The following is a 15,540-nucleotide window of genomic DNA, read 5'->3' as shown; positions in this document are numbered from 1 at the left end:
GGGAACCCGCGCGCAGCAACAACGCTTCAGGAGCTGACCCTTATGTGGACTGCAGTGAGCCAGGCTTTCTTCATGGTGTTCGAACCCTACACCCTGATGGTGATGGTGGTCGCCGCCGTTTACGGCCTTTTTGTCGGCGCCGTTCCGGGCCTGACCGCCACCATGGCCACCGCGCTGCTGGTGCCGGTGACGTTTTTCATGGCGCCGGTGCCCGCGGTGGCCGCCATCGTGACCGCCACGGCCATGGCGATTTTTTCGGGCGACATTCCGGGCTGCCTGCTGCGCATACCGGGAACGCCGGCGTCGGCCGCGTACACCGATGAAGCCTTCGCGCTGACACGCAAGGGCCAGGCTGAAGTCGCGCTGGGCGCCGGCCTGGTGTTTTCCGCGGTGGGCGGCCTGTTCGGCACCGTGGTGCTCATCGTCGCAGCGCCGGCCCTCGCCGATTTCGCGATCCGCTTCAGCTCCTTCGAATACTTCTGGCTGGTCCTGCTGGGCCTGACCTGCGCGGTGTTCATCACCTCCGACCGCCCGCTCAAGGGGGTGATCTCCCTGTTCCTGGGCCTGATGGTGGCTTGCGTCGGCCTGAACAACCCAGGCGGCTTTCCGCGCTTCACTTTCGGCAACGCCGAGATGATGGGCGGCATCGGCATGATTTCCATGATGATCGGCATGTTCGCCATTTCGGAGATCATCCGCTACGTGGCCGACACCAGCCCCCCGGCCGAACTGGTGGTGGAGCAGGTGGGCAATGTGCTCAAGGGGCAGTGGGCCCTCGCAAAAAAATACCCGGTGCAGATACTGCGCGGCAGCGTGCTGGGCACCGCGGTGGGCGCCTTGCCCGGCGCCGGCGCCGACATCGCGGCGTGGATGTCCTATGCAATGAGCAAGAAGTTTTCAAAGGAGCCGGAAAAATTCGGCACCGGCCACGTCGAGGGCATTGTGGAATCGGGATCGGCCAACAACAGCGCGCTGGCCGGCGCGTGGATACCGGCGCTGGTGTTCGGCATCCCGGGCGACTCCATCACGGCCATCGTGATCGGCGTGCTTTACATGAAAAACATGAACCCCGGGCCGACGCTCTTCACGACCAACCCGCAAAACATCTACGCGATTTTCCTGATCTTCATCCTGGCCAACATCATCATGATTCCGCTGGGAATCCTGTGCATCAAGGCAGCCAGGAACATCCTCAAGGTGCCGCGCAACATCCTCATGCCCGTCATCCTGCTGTTCTGCATCGTGGGCACTTTCGCCATCAACAACTCGGTGTTTGACGTGGCCGTGATGCTGGTGGCCGGCCTGATCGCCTACCTGCTGGAGGAAAACGACTTCCCGATTTCGCCCGCCATCCTGGGCGTGGTGCTGGGCGGCATGCTGGAGGAGAACTTCATCACCTCCATGATCAAGGCCGACGGCAACTTCATGGCCTTTGTCAGCCGGCCGATCGCGGCCTCGCTGGCGGTGGTCACGCTGCTGGTCTGGACCATGCCGCTGGTGATGGGCCGGCTACGGCGGCGCAGGCTGGCCTGAGCCCGGCCGCGTCGCGCTTCAGTTCGCGGCTGCGGGCTCCGTCACGCCGAGCTTGATGGCCCAGTTGGCCAGCGCCGGCAGGATGGACGGGTAGAGCGCCACGCCGGTTTCCTTCTGCTTCGCGGCCAGCGCGATGCCTTTCTCGCCGGGCGTGCGCACGGCCGTGCCTTCGCGCGCCGCGCGCGAGGCGCGGCAGGCGTCGGCGACGTGGCCGGTCTGCCGCTCAAACGCATCAAGGCCGGCGAAGGCGCGCGGGTCCATGATCTGCAGAAACACCGTCGCGCCCCAGCCTTCCTTGGGGTCGGCGCGTCCGTGGCCGGCCAGCCCGCCGGTCAGGGCCTCGACCAGCAGCGTGAGGCCGTAGCCCTTGTGGCCGGAGTCCATGCCGCCTAGCGGCAGGATGGTGCCCTTGGGTTCTTCAAACAGCACGGAAGGGTTGTCGCTGGCCGCGCCGTGGCCGTCCATGACCCAGGCGGCGGGCAGGCGCTTGCCTTCCTTGTGCAGCCGGTTGGTCAGGCCGTTGGTGGTGGCCGAGGTGGAGACGTCCATCAGCACCGGTACGCCGCCCGTGGGAATGCCGGCCGAGACCGGGTTGGGTGTGAACACCGCATCCAGCCCGCCGAAGGGCGCGACGCTGGCGGTGTTGGGGTCTGAGCAGGTCAGCAGCATCAGCAGGCCTTTGTCGGTGGCGCGTTTCAGGTAGGCGGCCAGGCAGGCGATGTGGTGGCTGCGGCGTATCACCACGGTGCAAGTGCCCTGGATGGCGGCGCGTTCGGCGGCCAGCGCCATGGCTTCCAGCACCAGCCAGGGGCCGGGCAGGCGGCGGCCGTCCCAGGTCAGCGCGGCTGGACGGTCGGCCAGCACGGTGGGCGCTCCAAGTTTTTCCATGGAGCCTGACTCGAGTTCGCCGAGGTAGCCCGGCAGCAGGGCCAGGCCGTGGGTGTTGTGGCCCATCAGGTCGCCTTCGACCAGGATTTCCGCAACCGCTGTGGCCTTGGCAGGCTCAAGCCCGGCGGCGGTGAGCAGGGATTGGGCGTAGTGGATCAGGTCGTTGTAGCGGTAGTGCATGGGGTTCCCGTTGGGCCGTGGTGCCCAGGCGATGCGCCGCGGGCTTGCAGGCATTTTAGGGAAGAAGGGCTTGCCAATGCAGTTCGCCCTGAGGCTGCCGGATTGCTCCGGCAAACTCAGGGCGAACGGTGGTGAGATGAGTCGCAGCTCTTGAAACAGAGCGGCTCCGCTCTTAACCCAGCTTGATGCTGCTTGGGTCGGCGGTGAGGTAGCCGACGGCCGCGCCGAAGCGGTCCTTGTAGTTCGCGCGCACCAGCGGGTCCAGCACGGCCTGCACCTTGCCGTGCAGCGCCGGGATCCAGTCACCGGCGTGCTGGAAGTTGCTCATGATGTAGGTCCAGCCATTCAGGTCGTCCACCACGTGCAGGCCGGTGGCCTCGGCGCCCGAGGGCATGGACATCAGGCGCGACAGCTGTTTCGTGTCGACGTTGTAGGCCCAGATGAAGTTGTTGACGTGGGTGCTGCTGTCTTCACCGATGAAGAGGGTACGCATCTTTTCCGAGAACTTCAGGTTGTCGGGGTTGGAGACCTTGTTGGGGTTGGCCTTGTTGCCCAGCGCGTCGGCGGCGATGTCTTCACCGACCAGCAGGGCCTTGGTGTGCACCGGCATCCACTCGCTGTTGATGGCGTTGCCGCCCAGATCTTTCTGGCCGCCGTCCAGCTTGTGCATCATCACGCCGCCGGCGATCAGGGCCTTGTCCAGGGCGATGCCGCTGGCCGCGTTCCAGCCTTTGCCGGTCTTGACCATGGAGTCCTGCATGTTCTGCAGTGCCGAGTAGGCGACCTTGTCCTTGATGTTGACGGTCGTGCCTTCCATCTTGGAAAAACCCATGCTGCCGCCCATGAGGTAGGCATAGCGGTGGGTTTCGAGGAAGGCGGCGGCTTTTTCCATGCCGGGCTTGACCTTGATCCAGTTGGCGTTGCCGCCGTAGAACACCTTGGTGAAGCTGGCGTCCGACGGGTCGGCCTTGAGCACCGTCATGATGTCGGCCGGCTTGAGCGTGTCGGCCATCTTTTCGATCTCGGCGCTGCTGGCGTGTCCCAGCTTGATCCAGGAGATCTTCGCGCCTTCGGCGGCCGGGTCGACCGAGAAGCCGCTGCCCAGCTTGCCGACGTACAGCGTGCCGGACGAGAGGTCTTTCTCGCGGTCGGCCACAAAGACGAAGAGGCCGCTGTTGGTGGCGTCGTCGCCCATCAGCACGGTGCGGTTGTCGGGCATGACCTGGACCAGCTCATGCGAGATGCGGCCCATGTTGTAGTGCTTCCTGACCGTGCCGGTGCCATCGGGGTGCACGGTGACTTCAGGCAGGTGGCCGTAGTGGTAGGGATTGGCTTTGGTCTCGTCGCCGTAGACGTTCTTGCTGAACTTCTTGAATTGCGCGCTCTCGGCGGCGAAAGGCGCGTCGGGCTCGTACTCTTCGCTGGAGAGGTGGGTGTTCCAGGGCGACAGGCTGGCGCCGCAGGTGATCCACAGGCCGTGCGCTTTGGACATGTCAACGTTGTGGTACTTCACGAGGCTGAGCTTGCCGGTGGCGGGGTCCTGGTCCAGCGTCAGCACGGCGATGGGCGAGGGCAGGTTGCCGTAGGCATCTGCGCCGGCCTGGTCGCGCGTGGTGTATTCAAACTGCACGACGGCGAAGACCGCCTTGCCCTTGACGCCGGGCACGTTGGCATTGGGCAGGCCCAGCAGCGAGGTGCCGTCGGGCGAGTCGGAGAACATCTGGCGTTCCTTGCCGGGCACCGAGCGGTCGATGATGGGCTGGTTGTTGATGTCCACATAGCCGCCGCTCAGGATGGTGCCGCCCTTGCCGTCCGGCACCATGTCGCCGGTGACGAAGAAAGGCTGGTAGGCGAGCTTGTAGCTTTGCGTGCTGTTGTCTTTGAGGCGGACCTGGAGGCTGGAACCCACGGTGGTGGTGGCCATGGCGGCCGTGTCGGCCAGCGAGGGCGCGGCCATGGACGTGAAGCTTGAAGACAGGTAATTGCCGGCGGCGGCGGGGCCGCTGGTGGCGCAGCCCGACAGCAGGCTGCTGGAGGCCAGGGCGCCCAGCGGCAGCATGGGCGCGGTGGCCAGGAACTTCAGGGCGGTGCGGCGGGACGGGAGGGAGGGGGTGGCCAGGTCGGACATTATTGGTGTTTTCCAGTTTTTCTTCAGGTGGGGATGATCGCGAAGCTGCGGTCATGCTGCGCTGCGGGAATCTTAGGAAGCTTGTGTGACAGTTTCTTGAAACGAGCTGCCATAGAAGGCTCCGGCCTGCGGCGGCGCCCGTGGATTAACCACGCATCGGGTACTTGAATATCCCGGGGCGCACCGCAAGCTGAGCCATTGCGGGCCAAAATCCGGCTAACGCAGAAGCAGAACAACTCCCAAGACTAGTCCCATGACCACCCAACTCAAGATCGATTTTGTGTCCGATGTTTCCTGCCCCTGGTGCGTGATTGGCCTGAAGTCGCTGGACCAGGCGCTGGAGCGTGTGCGCGGCGACATCCAGGCCGAACTGCATTTCCAACCCTTTGAGCTCAACCCCAAGATGGCGCCCGAGGGCCAGGAGATCACCGAGCACATCACCCAGAAATACGGTATCTCGGCCGGGCAGGCTCAGGCCAACCGCGAGAACATACGCGCCCGCGGCGCGCAGGTCGGCTTCAAGTTCAGCATGGCCGACGAGCCCGGCGGCGGGCGCAGCCGCATCTACAACACCTTTGACGCGCACCGGCTGCTGCACTGGGCCGAGCTCGAAGGCGCGGGCAAGCAGAAGGCGCTCAAGGAGTTGCTGTTTAGAACCTATTTCACCGACGGCCAGAGCCCGGCCTCGCACGAGGTGCTGGTGAAGGCGGCTGTGGAGGCAGGCCTGGATGAGGCCCGTGCACGGGAAGTGCTGGCTTCAGGCGAGTACGCGCGCGAGGTGCGCGAACGCGAACAGTTCTACCTGACCCAGGGCATCCATTCGGTGCCGGCCGTCATCATCAATGACCGCCACCTGATTTCCGGCGGGCAACCGGTGGAAGTGTTTGAGCAGGCTTTGAGGCAGATCGCTGCCGGTGCTTAACGGCTAACGGCTGGCGCCTACGACCTCGAAGGTACCCGACTGCTGCACCCAGTCCTTGCCGTTGGAAGCAAAACCGATGGCCTGGCCGGTCGTGAGGTTGAGAGCCACCGTCAGCGTGTAGCCGCTCTCCCTGGAGAGGTAGGACACCACATGCACGTCGTCCGACACTTTCACGGCGGCGCTGGCGTTTTCGTGGTGGTCTTTGGCCTCCGGGCCCGCGCCGCGCCAGGTCAGGGAGCCGTCGCCGGCAAAGGTGTGCTCAAAGGTATGGCCCCGTGTCGGGCCGTCCTTGAAGGTCCAGCGCAGGGTTTTGCCGTGCAGGGATGCGGGGAGGGTGGAGGCTGTCATGGGAACTCCAGAAATAACGCCGGAAACAAGCCTTGGGCGCTATAGCGTGCAGGCCTGGATGGACGTAGCTTCAACGTAGTTCCGCTCCTGGCGGCGGCTTGTCGGAGGAGGGCGAAATCTTCGTAGGACAAGCGGACGCAGCGGCATTTACCGTAGATTCAAGCCATGGTTTCACGCAGAATGAAACGACCCTCACAGGAGTTTCATTCATGCCTTACGAACTTCATTATTGGCCCGGCATCCAGGGGCGCGGCGAATTTGCCAGGCTGGCGCTGGAGGCCGCCGGCGCCGACTATGTGGACGTGGCGCGCGGTTGCGAGGAAGACGGGCAGGGCATTCCCGCGATGACCTACTTCATGGAAAACGCCGGCGTGCGGCATCCGCCCTTCGCGCCGCCTTTCCTGGTCGACGGCAAGACCATCGTCGGCCAGTCGGCCGCCATCCTGCTGTACCTGGGCCCGCGCCTGGGCCTGGTCGGTAAAAGCGAAACGGCCCGCCTCTGGACGCACCAGATCCAGCTCACCATTGCCGACATCGTGGCCGAAGCGCACGACTCACATCACCCGGTGGGCACCGGCCTTTATTACGAAGACCAGAAGAAGGAAGCGCTCAGGCGCGCGAAGGAGTTCAGGACGGCGCGCATCAAAAAATTCCTGGCCTGGTTTGAAACCGTGCTCGAGCGAAACCCGCGCGGTGATGCGCACCTGGTGGGCGGCCGCCTGAGCTATGCCGATCTTTCACTTTTCCAGCTGGTGGAAGGGCTGCTGTATGCCTTTCCCAAGGCCGCCCGCCGTGCCCTGAACCATGCATCGCGGGTGATGGACCTGCATGACGGTGTGGCGAAGCACAGGCGTGTGGCCGCCTACCTCGCGAGCGAGCGGCGCATCCCTTTCAACGAGGACGGCATCTTCCGCCGCTACCCGGAGCTTGATGCCTGAAAGGGTGCGGCTCACGGTCGCCAGCGGCGCGCATTTCCGCGCGGCGCTCTCCTACATGCCTGTCTGTGCTTGCCTGACCATGAGGCCTTGCACCGCGCGAGACCATGGTGGCCAGTGTCCGGCCAGGTGATGAAGAGTAATGGCCCGGACGTCTTTCAAACCCGCGTTCGACAAAGGAGATACACATGGCCAAAGAACACGATCCCAATCTTGACCCGATCAGCAAGGAGCCCGGCTCACATCCGGTGGGCACCGGCATAGGCGCGGCCATGGGCGGCGTTGCCGCAGGCGCGGCCGCCGGTGTGGTGGCCGGCCCCGCCGGCGCTGTTGTCGGCGGCGTGGCTGGTGCGATCGCCGGTGGCATGGGCGGCAAGGAAGCCGCCGAAGCACTGGATCCCACGGCTGCGGAAGCCTTGTGGCGCGACAGGCACACGCTGGAGCCCTATTACGAAATGGGCCGCCCCTTTGACGACTATGCGCCCGCCTACCGGCTGGGCGTGGAAGGACGGCGCGATTACCCCGGCTCGTTCGAGGAGGCCGAAATGCGCCTGGCGGACCGCTGGGATACCTACAGGGGACGTTCGACCCTGGATTGGCCGCAGGCCCGCCAGGCCAGCCGCGCGGCCTGGAACCGCGCGCACGACCAGGTCAGCGCTTATGAAACCGCTGCCTCCCGCAGCGACACAAGCCTCAGCAACGCCGACGCTGCCGGCGTTGCGGACGACGAGGAAATCGTCGACACGCTCAACGACCTGCTGGAATCCTGCCGTGACGGCGAGTACGGTTTCCGCGAATGCGCCGAGCACGCGCGCTCCGAGGACATCAAGGTGCTGCTGCACCGCCATTCCGGCGAATGCCGGGCCGCGGGCCTGGAGTTGCAGACCTTGATACGCCAGCTGGGCGGCAAGCCCGATGACGGCGGCTCGATGGCCGGCGCGCTGCACCGCGGATGGGTGTCCGTGCGGGCAACGCTGAGTGCTTACAGCGACCAGGCCATGCTCAATGAATGTGAGCGCGGCGAAGACGCCGCCGTGGCGCGCTACCGCAAGGCCTTGAAACAAAACCTGCCGTCGTCGATCAGGGCGATGGTGGAACGCCAGGCCCGGGGTGCGCAGCGCAACCATGACCAGGTCAAAGCACTGCGCGATGCATTAAAGGCATCGAAATAAAGCACCGGCTTCACGAAGGTTCTTGAAGTTTCTTGCCGGCACTCGAGGCTCGGCAAACCAGGGGCGGCGCAGGCTGCCCCTTTTTTTCGCCGGAGTCCGCTTAATTTTTGAGGCGGCTTGCGCAATCCACTTGTGCATCCAGCTGCATGCCGCCGCGTGAATAGTCGGCATCGGTGACCTTGCAGCCAGAGCGTTGCTCGATCGCTGTCAGGAGGGCGGTGCGCACAGAAGGCGTGGTGGAAATGGGGCTCGCGGCTGGCGCCGTGGCCGTCCAGGTCCCGGCGGTCAACGGGCTGAGCAGGTAGGTCCGGCCTTCGACGGTGACGCGCTGCACGAGAGGGTCGCTGGTGGCGGCGCAGCCGGCCAGCCAGGCGCCGCACAGCAGCGTGAACAGGGGGACGAAGGCGCACCGGAGGGGCTTCATGCGTGCGCGTTGCGATGTGCTGCTGCGGGTTGCGCCGGCAGTGGGGCCAGGGCCGAGTCGACAGCGGCTTTGGGCTCGGGTACTTTGGGAGGAGCCTTCGGCGATTTGGGATCGGGGCAAGCCGACAAAAGCAGCAAGCCGGCCAGTGTGAAGGGCAAGAGGGGCTTCATGGTGTCTCCAGGCGCATGCGGGTGCGCTGCCTGAATGATAGGACGCGGGCAGGCGCAAGGCCAGTGCCCGCGGGCAAGTCGCGGCGGCGACCTACAGGCGGCGGCGCGGATGCGCGCCGGCCACGCCCATGCGCTGCAGCGCTTCGCTGAGGCTGCGCGCGGGACGCTGGCTACCGGACTGCGCCGAGGCGCATTGCTGCTGGGCAGAGGAGGGCCGGGAGGCAGGAGCGGCCCGCTGCTTCGCGAGTTCCGCCGCGAGCCGGCGGCCCTCGGTCTGCAGGTAGAGCGTCAGGTCCATTTCATCGGGCTGGTTCATGGGGGCCTCGCAAACCCTTTTGTCTGGGCGCAAAAAAAGCGGAGGCACATGGCCTCTACTTGTCTTTTGGGGAAATGCGGTCCACAGCGCTATCAGCTGTTGCTGCGTCCCGACTGCCGGCTGCCGGAGTCCTGGGGCTCCATGTTCTCATCGCGCTCGGACTGGTTGCGCGACTGCTTCTGCTGGTTGTTCTGGGCGCTGCCGTGCTGGCCTTGCTGCCCCTGGCGCTGGTTGCCCTGGCCCTGGTTCAATTGCGCATCGCTGGACTGGTTGACGTTCTGGCGGTCCTGCTGGCCGGGCTGGTTACGCTGGCCTTGTTGCTGCTGTTTGTCCTGGGCTTGGGGATTGTTCCGTTTCGGATCATTCTGGTTCGAAGGCATACAGGTCTCCTTGAGTGAGTGGATGAATGCGAAATGCGAGGTTTGGAACCCCCACAAGGTCAATTTAAAGGCTGCTTGCGGCCGGCCATGTCGGGCCGCTGGCCCTGCCGGTGTAGGAAGTGGATGACAGTTCGATCCCCTGTGTCAGGCGCGCCGCGCCGGCGGCTTGAAGCCAAGCTGTTTCATCGCGGCGGTCAGGCTGTTGCGTGAGGCCTCGTAGGCGTCCCAGGGCCGGTTGCCGACGCCCAGCCGGGCGCCCAGGGTTTGCGCCGTCCAGTGCGCGCCGCTGGTCAGCGAATCCAGTTCATCCCAGGCGACGGGCACCGACACGCCCAGCCCGGGCCGGGCGCGCAGCGACCAGGCAGACACCGTGGTCGCGCCGAAACCGTTGCGCAGGTAGTCCGGGAAAATCTTGCCGACACGGTTTTTAGGGCCGCTCTTGGCGACAAAGCGCTGGGGGATCACCGAGGCCAGGTGCATCACCAGCGCGTGCGAGAAATCCTTGACGGTGTCGAAGTCGTACTGCCGCTTGAGCGGCACCACCACGTGCAGGCCCTTGCCGCCGCTGGTCTTGAGGAAGCTGGACAGCTTCAGCTCGTCGAGAAAGGCGCGTACCAGCTGCGCGGCCTCCTGCATCTGCGGCCAGGCCACGCCTTCGCCGGGATCCAGGTCAAAGGTCATGCGGTCGGGCTTGTGGATGGCGCGCGTCGTGGCGTTCCAGGTGTGGAACTCCAGCACATTGACCTGGGTGGCGGCCAGCAGGGCGGCCGTGGTGGGGATTTCCAGCAGCGGCTCGTGGTCGGGATCCAGCGCGGGGTCCAGCAATTTGATGCCCGGGACCGAGCTGGCTTCGGCGTGCTTCTGGAAGAACAGCTCACCGCCTATGCCCGAGGGCGCGCGCACCAGCGAGGTCGGCCGCGCCTTGAGATGCGGCAATATCAGAGCCGCGACCTGCGCATAGTGCTCGACCACGTTCTGTTTGGTGAAGCCGGTGCTGCTGTCGACCACGCGGTCGGCATGCGTGACGCGCAGGGATTTCAGCGCGGCCGGGGCGGCTTTGGCGGGTGTTTTTGCCGCGGCTTTCAGGCTGCCCTTGGCACTGGGTTTTTCGCTGGCGGGGTTTTTCGCGGGGTTCACGGCGGCGCCTTTCTTGCCGCGCTGCAGGGCGGCGGGTTTTTCACGAACGATGTGGGTGGCGGGCTTGTCGCGGCGCAGGCCCTGGAACACCGAATGGCGGATGTGGCCGCCGTGGGTCCATTCGCCGAAGGCGACCTCGGCCAGCAGCCGCGGTTTGACCCACTGGCCCTTGACGCCGGCGGGCAGCTTTGCGAAGGGGCTGCGCTCCGCATGGATTTTCTGCAGCCGCGCCTTGAGGTCCTTGAGCACCTTGTCATTGAAGCCGGTGCCGACGTTGCCGGCGTACTTCAGCGCGCCGTCCTCGTTGTGCACGCCCAGCATCAGCGCGCCCAGGCCGGCGCGCGAGCCCTTGGGTTCGGTGTAGCCGCCAATGACGAACTCCTGGCGCAGCTGGGTCTTGAGCTTGATCCAGTCCGGCGAGCGGCGCGAGACATAGGCCGAATCCATGCGCTTGCCGATCACACCTTCGAGCCCGACTTGCCGCGCCGACTCCAGCAGGTCTTGCGGTGTTTCCTCAAACGTGTCGCTAAAGCGAATGGTCTCCTGCGGATGGCGGGTGACCAGCGCGCACAGCAGCTCCCGGCGCTGGGCCAGGGGCAACTGGCGCAGGTCCAGTCCGTCGAAGTAGGGCAGGTCGAACACGTAGTAGAGGATGCGGGCTGTGCTGGCATGGTCGAAGGCGTTTTGCAGCGCGCCGAAGTCGGGCACGCCGCGCTCGTTCATCACCACGATTTCGCCGTCGACCCAGCCCGAAGGGATTTCCAGCGCGGCCACGGCCTGGGCCAGCTTGGGCAGCTTGTGCGTCCAGTCATTGCCGTTGCGCGTCATGAGGCGGACCGAGGTCCCGTCTATGCGGGCCAGCAGGCGGTAGCCGTCGTACTTGATCTCGTAGGCCCAGCCCTGCGGGTCGGCCGGCGGGCGCGCGACCAGCGTGGCGAGTTGCGGTGAGAGTATTTCGGGCAGTTTGGCCTTGACGGCGCCTTCGGGAATACCGTTGTCTGTTTGCGCTGCGGCTTTTTTTGCTGAGGCGGCTGAGGCCTTCTTCGTTGCCGTCTTGCGTGGCGCCTTGCCGGATTTTCCCGCGGCGTCACGAGGCAGGGGCTGGCCCGAGAGCACGCTGTTGGGCAGGGCCTCGCGCACGTCGTATTCTTTTTCGGGGCGGGCGTGTTCGTCGTGTTCCTTGATCAGCAGCCAGGGTTCCTTGCTGTCGTCGCCGCGGCCGTGCATGCGCACCAGGGTCCAGCCGCCCTTGAGTTTTTCACCGTGCAGGTCGAATTTCAGTTTTCCTTGACGCAGGCTTTTGGCCGGGTCGCCGTGCGGTGTCCACAGGCCGCGGTCCCAGACGATCACGTCGCCGGCACCGTATTGTCTGGCGGGGATGCTGCCTTCAAAACCTGCGTAGGAGATAGGGTGGTCTTCCACGCGCATGCCCATGCGCTTGACGGCCGGGTCCAGGCTGGGGCCCTTGGGAACCGCCCAGCTTTTGAGTGCGCCCTGCAGCTCCAGGCGGAAGTCGTAATGCAGGTTGCGGGCATCGTGCTTCTGGATCACGAAGCTCAAGGCCTTGTCCGAACGTGCACCGCCCTCCGCGGGTTCGGGCGTGCGCGTGAAGTCGCGTTTGGCGCGGTAGTGTTTCAGCGAATCGCGGGTGCCCATGTCGTCGGCCTGCGCGGCAGTGGCCGGCTAGGCGGCGCGCCGCCTGGCGGGGGCATGCGCGCCGCTTTTGGCCGCGGACTTTTTGCGTGCCGGCGTTTTGGCGGAGGCCTTTGTTTTGGCGGCCGGCTTGGATTTGGGCGCGTCGCCGCCGCCTTTGCGCAGGCTGCGCTGCAGCAGTTCGGTCAGGTCGATGATCTTGGCGCCGGAACGGGTTTCGGTTTCGTCGGACTCCTCCGGCTGCACCACGTTCTCCAGTTTGCCTTCCTTGGCCTTGCGCTTGACCAGCGCCATGATGTCGTCCTTGAAGGAATCGGTGAACTGTTCCGGGTCCCATTTGCCGGTCATATCGTCTACCAGCTGTTTGGCCATGGCCAGTTCCTTGTCGGAAAGGCCGGCGGCCTTGGCACCCACAGGCGGCAGGTTCAGCTCTTCGATCGAGCGGATGTCGGCGCCCCAGCGCAACAGGTTCAGCACCAGCACCGGGCCCGCGGGCACCAGCACGGCCAGGTGCTGCTTGGTCTGGATGATGACGCGGGCAACGCCGACGCGCTGCGTTTTCAGCAAGGTGTCGCGCAGCAGCGCATAGACCTTCTGGCCCTTGTTGATGGGCGCGACGTAGTAGGGCCGCTCGAGGTAGACAAAGGGAATCTCGGTGTTGGGCACAAAACTTTCGATTTCAATGGTCTGGGTGGTCTTGGGATAGGCCGCGGCGATTTCGTCTTCCGACAGCACCACGTACTGGCCGTCCTCGTATTCGACGCCTTTGACGATGTTTTCCTTGGTGATTTCCCTGCCCGTGCGCTTGTTGATGCGCTTGTAGCCCACCGGGTCCATGCTGCGCTTGTCCAGCCAGTCGAAGTTGACGCCGCTTTCGGAGGTGGCCGAATGCAGCGCGACGGGGATGTGGACCAGGCCGAAGCTGATGGCGCCTTTCCATAGAACGCGGGATGCCATGGGTGTCCTTCTTGCGGATATGACTATCCCAACAGTCTCCGGCTCGCGCGCATGCGGATGTGTCGGCGCGCGGTGGGGTAGGGGCGTCGTCCGGAACCGACTGTTCGCATGGGGTTTGTCCTACGGGTCCGGGCGCGGTGCGACACGCACAATCGGCTGCAACTTTTCAAGGAGCCGACCCATGCTTTCACGCCGTACCGCCACCCGAATGTCCCTGGCCGCCCTGGCTGTGGCCGCTGCCGCCATCACCGGCTGCGGTGTGATGAACAAGCAATCCAGCCTGGTCGCTTTCACCACGCAGCTTCGCGGCGCCAATGAAGTGCCCGCCAATGCCAGCCCCGGCAGCGGCTCGGTCGATGCCGTGTTCGACCCCAGCACCAACCTGCTTCGCTGGAAGGTCAACTACACCCGTCTCACCGGGCCTGCAACGGCAGGGCACTTTCACGGCCCCGCCGCCATCGGCGCCAACGCCGGCGTTGCCCTGGGATGGGCCGGCCCTCCAAGCAGTCCCATGGACGGCAGCGCAACGCTGACAGCCGCCCAGGCCGCCGACCTGATGGCAGGCCGGTGGTATGCCAATATTCATACGGCGGCCTATCCCGCTGGTGAAGTGCGCGGCCAGATGACGGTGGTGCGCAACTAAATTCGGGTTCCCCGGCCTCTACGGAGGTTGTCGAATAAATGGTTGCGGACGCAACCGGATGGGTTTATAGTTGCGATCGCAACCATAAATCAACCGGAACAAGCGCATCGTGACAACGCCTCTTTCTTCGGGTTCTTCCGGCTGGCCGCGCCGTGTGCCGGTGCTGATTGCCGGCGGCGGCCCGGTGGGCATGACGCTGGCGGCTTTGCTGGCGCGCCACGGCGTCGCCAGCCTGGTGGTGGAGGCCGACGCCGGTTATTGCGCCGGCAGCCGCGCCATCTGCATGTCGCGCCGCTCGCAGGAAATTTTCGGCTGGGTCGGCGCCGACAAGGCGCTGGGGGACAAAGGCTTGTCATGGGTGGGCGGGCGCAGCTACTTCCGCGACCGCGAAGTGCTGCATTTCCAGATGCCCAGCGAGCCTACGCAGCGCTTCGCGCCCATGGTCAATATCCAGCAGTTCTATGCCGAGGAGTTCGCGCACAAGGCGGCGCTGGCCCAGGCCGGCCTGGTTGACGTGCGCTGGTCCAGCAAAGTGACGGCGGTGCGGCCCGAGGCCGGCGGCGCGCAGGTGGATATCGAGGCGCCTGACGGCACGCATACCGTGCAGGCTGACTGGGTGGTGGCCTGTGATGGCGGCCGCAGCACGGTGCGCGAACAGCTGGGCCTGCAGCTCGAAGGCACACAGTACGAGGGTCGCTACGTGATCGTCGACGTGGTGCAGAAAACCCGCCGCGCGGTTGAGCGCCTGGCCTGGTTCGACCCGCCGTCGAATCCCGGCTCCACCATCCTGATGCACCGCCAGCCCGACGACGTCTGGCGCATCGACTACCAGATCCGCGACGACGAGGACCCGCTCGAGGCGGTCAAACCCGAGAATGTGCTGCCGCGCGTGCAAAGCCATTTGTCCATGATCGGCGAGGACCAGCCTTGGGAGCCGCTGTGGATTTCGATCTACAACGCCAAATGCCTGACGCTGCCCAGCTACCGCCACGGCCGTGTGCTGTTCGCCGGCGACGCGGCCCACCTGGTGCCCATCTTCGGCGTGCGTGGGCTCAACTCGGGCCTGGACGATGCGGGCAACCTGGCCTGGAAACTGGCGCTGGTGCAACAGGGCCGCGCCGCGGATTCGCTGCTCGACAGTTATTCCAGCGAGCGCGTGCAGGCCACGCGCGAGAACATCCGTTACGGCGCCAAGAGCACCGAATTCATGGCGCCGCCCAACCACGGCTTCAAGCTGTTGCGCGAAGCCGCGCTGCGCCTGGCGACCGAGGACGCCGCCGTGGCCTCGCTGCTGAACCCGCGCCAATCCACTCCAGTCGAATATGTGGGCTCGCCGCTGAACCTGGCCGCGCAGGAAAGCGCTTTCGGCGCCGGTGCGCGCGCCGGCATGCCCGCACCTGAGGCCAGGCTGCGTGGTGCGGACGGCGACCTTCATCTCACATCGTGTTTCGGTGGCGGTTTTGTGCTGCTGTATTTCAGCGAGAAGGGCGTACTGCCAAAAGGCATCGCCGCCTTGGCGGCCTCCGGCCAGGACGGCCCCGCTTCCGTCAAGGTGATCGCTATTGGCAAGCAGGGCGAGCCCGCCAATGACGTCCTGCTCGATGAGCTCGGCCAGGCCCGCGAGCGCTACCGCGCTGGTGAGGGCTCGGCCTTCCTGGTGCGGCCCGACGGCTACCTCATGGGCCGCTGGAAGGCGGCCTCAGCCGCGGAAATTGCCTCCGCGTTGAAGCCTTTCCAGCAGCGGCCAGCTTGAT

The 15,540-nt window shown here is 65.3% G+C and carries 14 protein-coding genes; 6 read left to right on the top strand and 8 right to left on the bottom strand.

Translation table 11 applies throughout. The features are described from left to right. The first annotated feature begins 42 nt into the window (after window positions 1–42). Window positions 43–1,533: a tripartite tricarboxylate transporter permease gene (locus tag AC1D1F_RS06505; RefSeq protein ID WP_477675367.1), complete on the top strand. Its 1,491-nt coding sequence runs from the start codon at window positions 43–45 to the stop codon at window positions 1,531–1,533. 18 nt (window positions 1,534–1,551) lie between these two features. On the opposite strand, the gene AC1D1F_RS06500 is transcribed toward AC1D1F_RS06505, so the two are convergent. After that, the gene (locus AC1D1F_RS06500; protein WP_477675368.1) at window positions 1,552–2,601 is read right to left on the bottom strand and encodes an Ldh family oxidoreductase; all 1,050 of its coding nucleotides are present in this window, start codon (window positions 2,599–2,601) and stop codon (window positions 1,552–1,554) included. A gap of 172 nt (window positions 2,602–2,773) precedes the next feature. Beyond that, entirely contained in the window at window positions 2,774–4,729 is a 1,956-nt protein-coding gene (locus AC1D1F_RS06495; protein WP_477675369.1) for a PhoX family protein, read from the bottom strand. A 253-nt stretch (window positions 4,730–4,982) separates the two neighbouring features. Between AC1D1F_RS06495 and AC1D1F_RS06490 the strand changes: the two genes are divergently transcribed. Then, window positions 4,983–5,651 (top strand): DsbA family oxidoreductase, encoded by a 669-nt coding sequence (locus AC1D1F_RS06490; RefSeq protein WP_477675370.1) that lies wholly within the window; start codon window positions 4,983–4,985, stop codon window positions 5,649–5,651. Between the two features lie 3 nt (window positions 5,652–5,654). On the opposite strand, the gene AC1D1F_RS06485 is transcribed toward AC1D1F_RS06490, so the two are convergent. Beyond that, on the bottom strand, window positions 5,655–5,999 hold the full coding sequence (locus AC1D1F_RS06485) for a MoaF N-terminal domain-containing protein (protein WP_477675371.1): 345 nt from the start codon (window positions 5,997–5,999) through the stop codon (window positions 5,655–5,657). Between the two features lie 209 nt (window positions 6,000–6,208). Between AC1D1F_RS06485 and AC1D1F_RS06480 the strand changes: the two genes are divergently transcribed. Continuing rightward, the gene (locus tag AC1D1F_RS06480) at window positions 6,209–6,937 is read left to right on the top strand and encodes a glutathione S-transferase (protein WP_477675372.1); all 729 of its coding nucleotides are present in this window, start codon (window positions 6,209–6,211) and stop codon (window positions 6,935–6,937) included. A gap of 185 nt (window positions 6,938–7,122) precedes the next feature. Continuing rightward, on the top strand, window positions 7,123–8,106 hold the full coding sequence (locus AC1D1F_RS06475; RefSeq protein WP_477675373.1) for a ferritin-like domain-containing protein: 984 nt from the start codon (window positions 7,123–7,125) through the stop codon (window positions 8,104–8,106). Between the two features lie 100 nt (window positions 8,107–8,206). On the opposite strand, the gene AC1D1F_RS06470 is transcribed toward AC1D1F_RS06475, so the two are convergent. From AC1D1F_RS06470 to ku, 5 genes are all read right to left on the bottom strand, one after another. Next, the gene (locus tag AC1D1F_RS06470) at window positions 8,207–8,530 is read right to left on the bottom strand and encodes a hypothetical protein (RefSeq protein WP_477675374.1); all 324 of its coding nucleotides are present in this window, start codon (window positions 8,528–8,530) and stop codon (window positions 8,207–8,209) included. A gap of 261 nt (window positions 8,531–8,791) precedes the next feature. Further along, window positions 8,792–9,049 carry a hypothetical protein gene (locus AC1D1F_RS06465; protein ID WP_477700676.1) on the bottom strand — a complete coding sequence of 86 codons (258 nt, stop codon included), beginning with the start codon at window positions 9,047–9,049 and terminating at the stop codon, window positions 8,792–8,794. Between the two features lie 59 nt (window positions 9,050–9,108). Then, window positions 9,109–9,396, bottom strand: a complete 288-nt coding sequence (locus AC1D1F_RS06460; RefSeq protein WP_477675376.1) for a hypothetical protein — start codon at window positions 9,394–9,396, stop codon at window positions 9,109–9,111. A gap of 144 nt (window positions 9,397–9,540) precedes the next feature. After that, entirely contained in the window at window positions 9,541–12,189 is a 2,649-nt protein-coding gene (gene ligD / locus AC1D1F_RS06455) for a DNA ligase D (RefSeq protein WP_477675377.1), read from the bottom strand. Window positions 12,190–12,216: 27 nt separating this feature from the next. After that, window positions 12,217–13,143, bottom strand: coding sequence for a non-homologous end joining protein Ku (ku, locus tag AC1D1F_RS06450; RefSeq protein WP_477675378.1), 927 nt, complete (start codon window positions 13,141–13,143; stop codon window positions 12,217–12,219). Between the two features lie 181 nt (window positions 13,144–13,324). Between ku and AC1D1F_RS06445 the strand changes: the two genes are divergently transcribed. Together AC1D1F_RS06445 and AC1D1F_RS06440 are read left to right on the top strand one after the other, a co-directional pair. Beyond that, the gene (locus AC1D1F_RS06445; RefSeq protein WP_477652026.1) at window positions 13,325–13,786 is read left to right on the top strand and encodes a CHRD domain-containing protein; all 462 of its coding nucleotides are present in this window, start codon (window positions 13,325–13,327) and stop codon (window positions 13,784–13,786) included. A 109-nt stretch (window positions 13,787–13,895) separates the two neighbouring features. Next, window positions 13,896–15,539, top strand: a complete 1,644-nt coding sequence (locus tag AC1D1F_RS06440; protein WP_477675379.1) for an FAD-dependent oxidoreductase — start codon at window positions 13,896–13,898, stop codon at window positions 15,537–15,539. Window position 15,540 lies beyond the last annotated feature (1 nt).

The sequence above is a fragment of the Polaromonas sp. P1_H6 genome, assembly GCF_056405195.1.
Note: the sequence above shows the minus strand (reverse complement) of the source record. Positions and strands in the feature narration are given on the sequence as shown.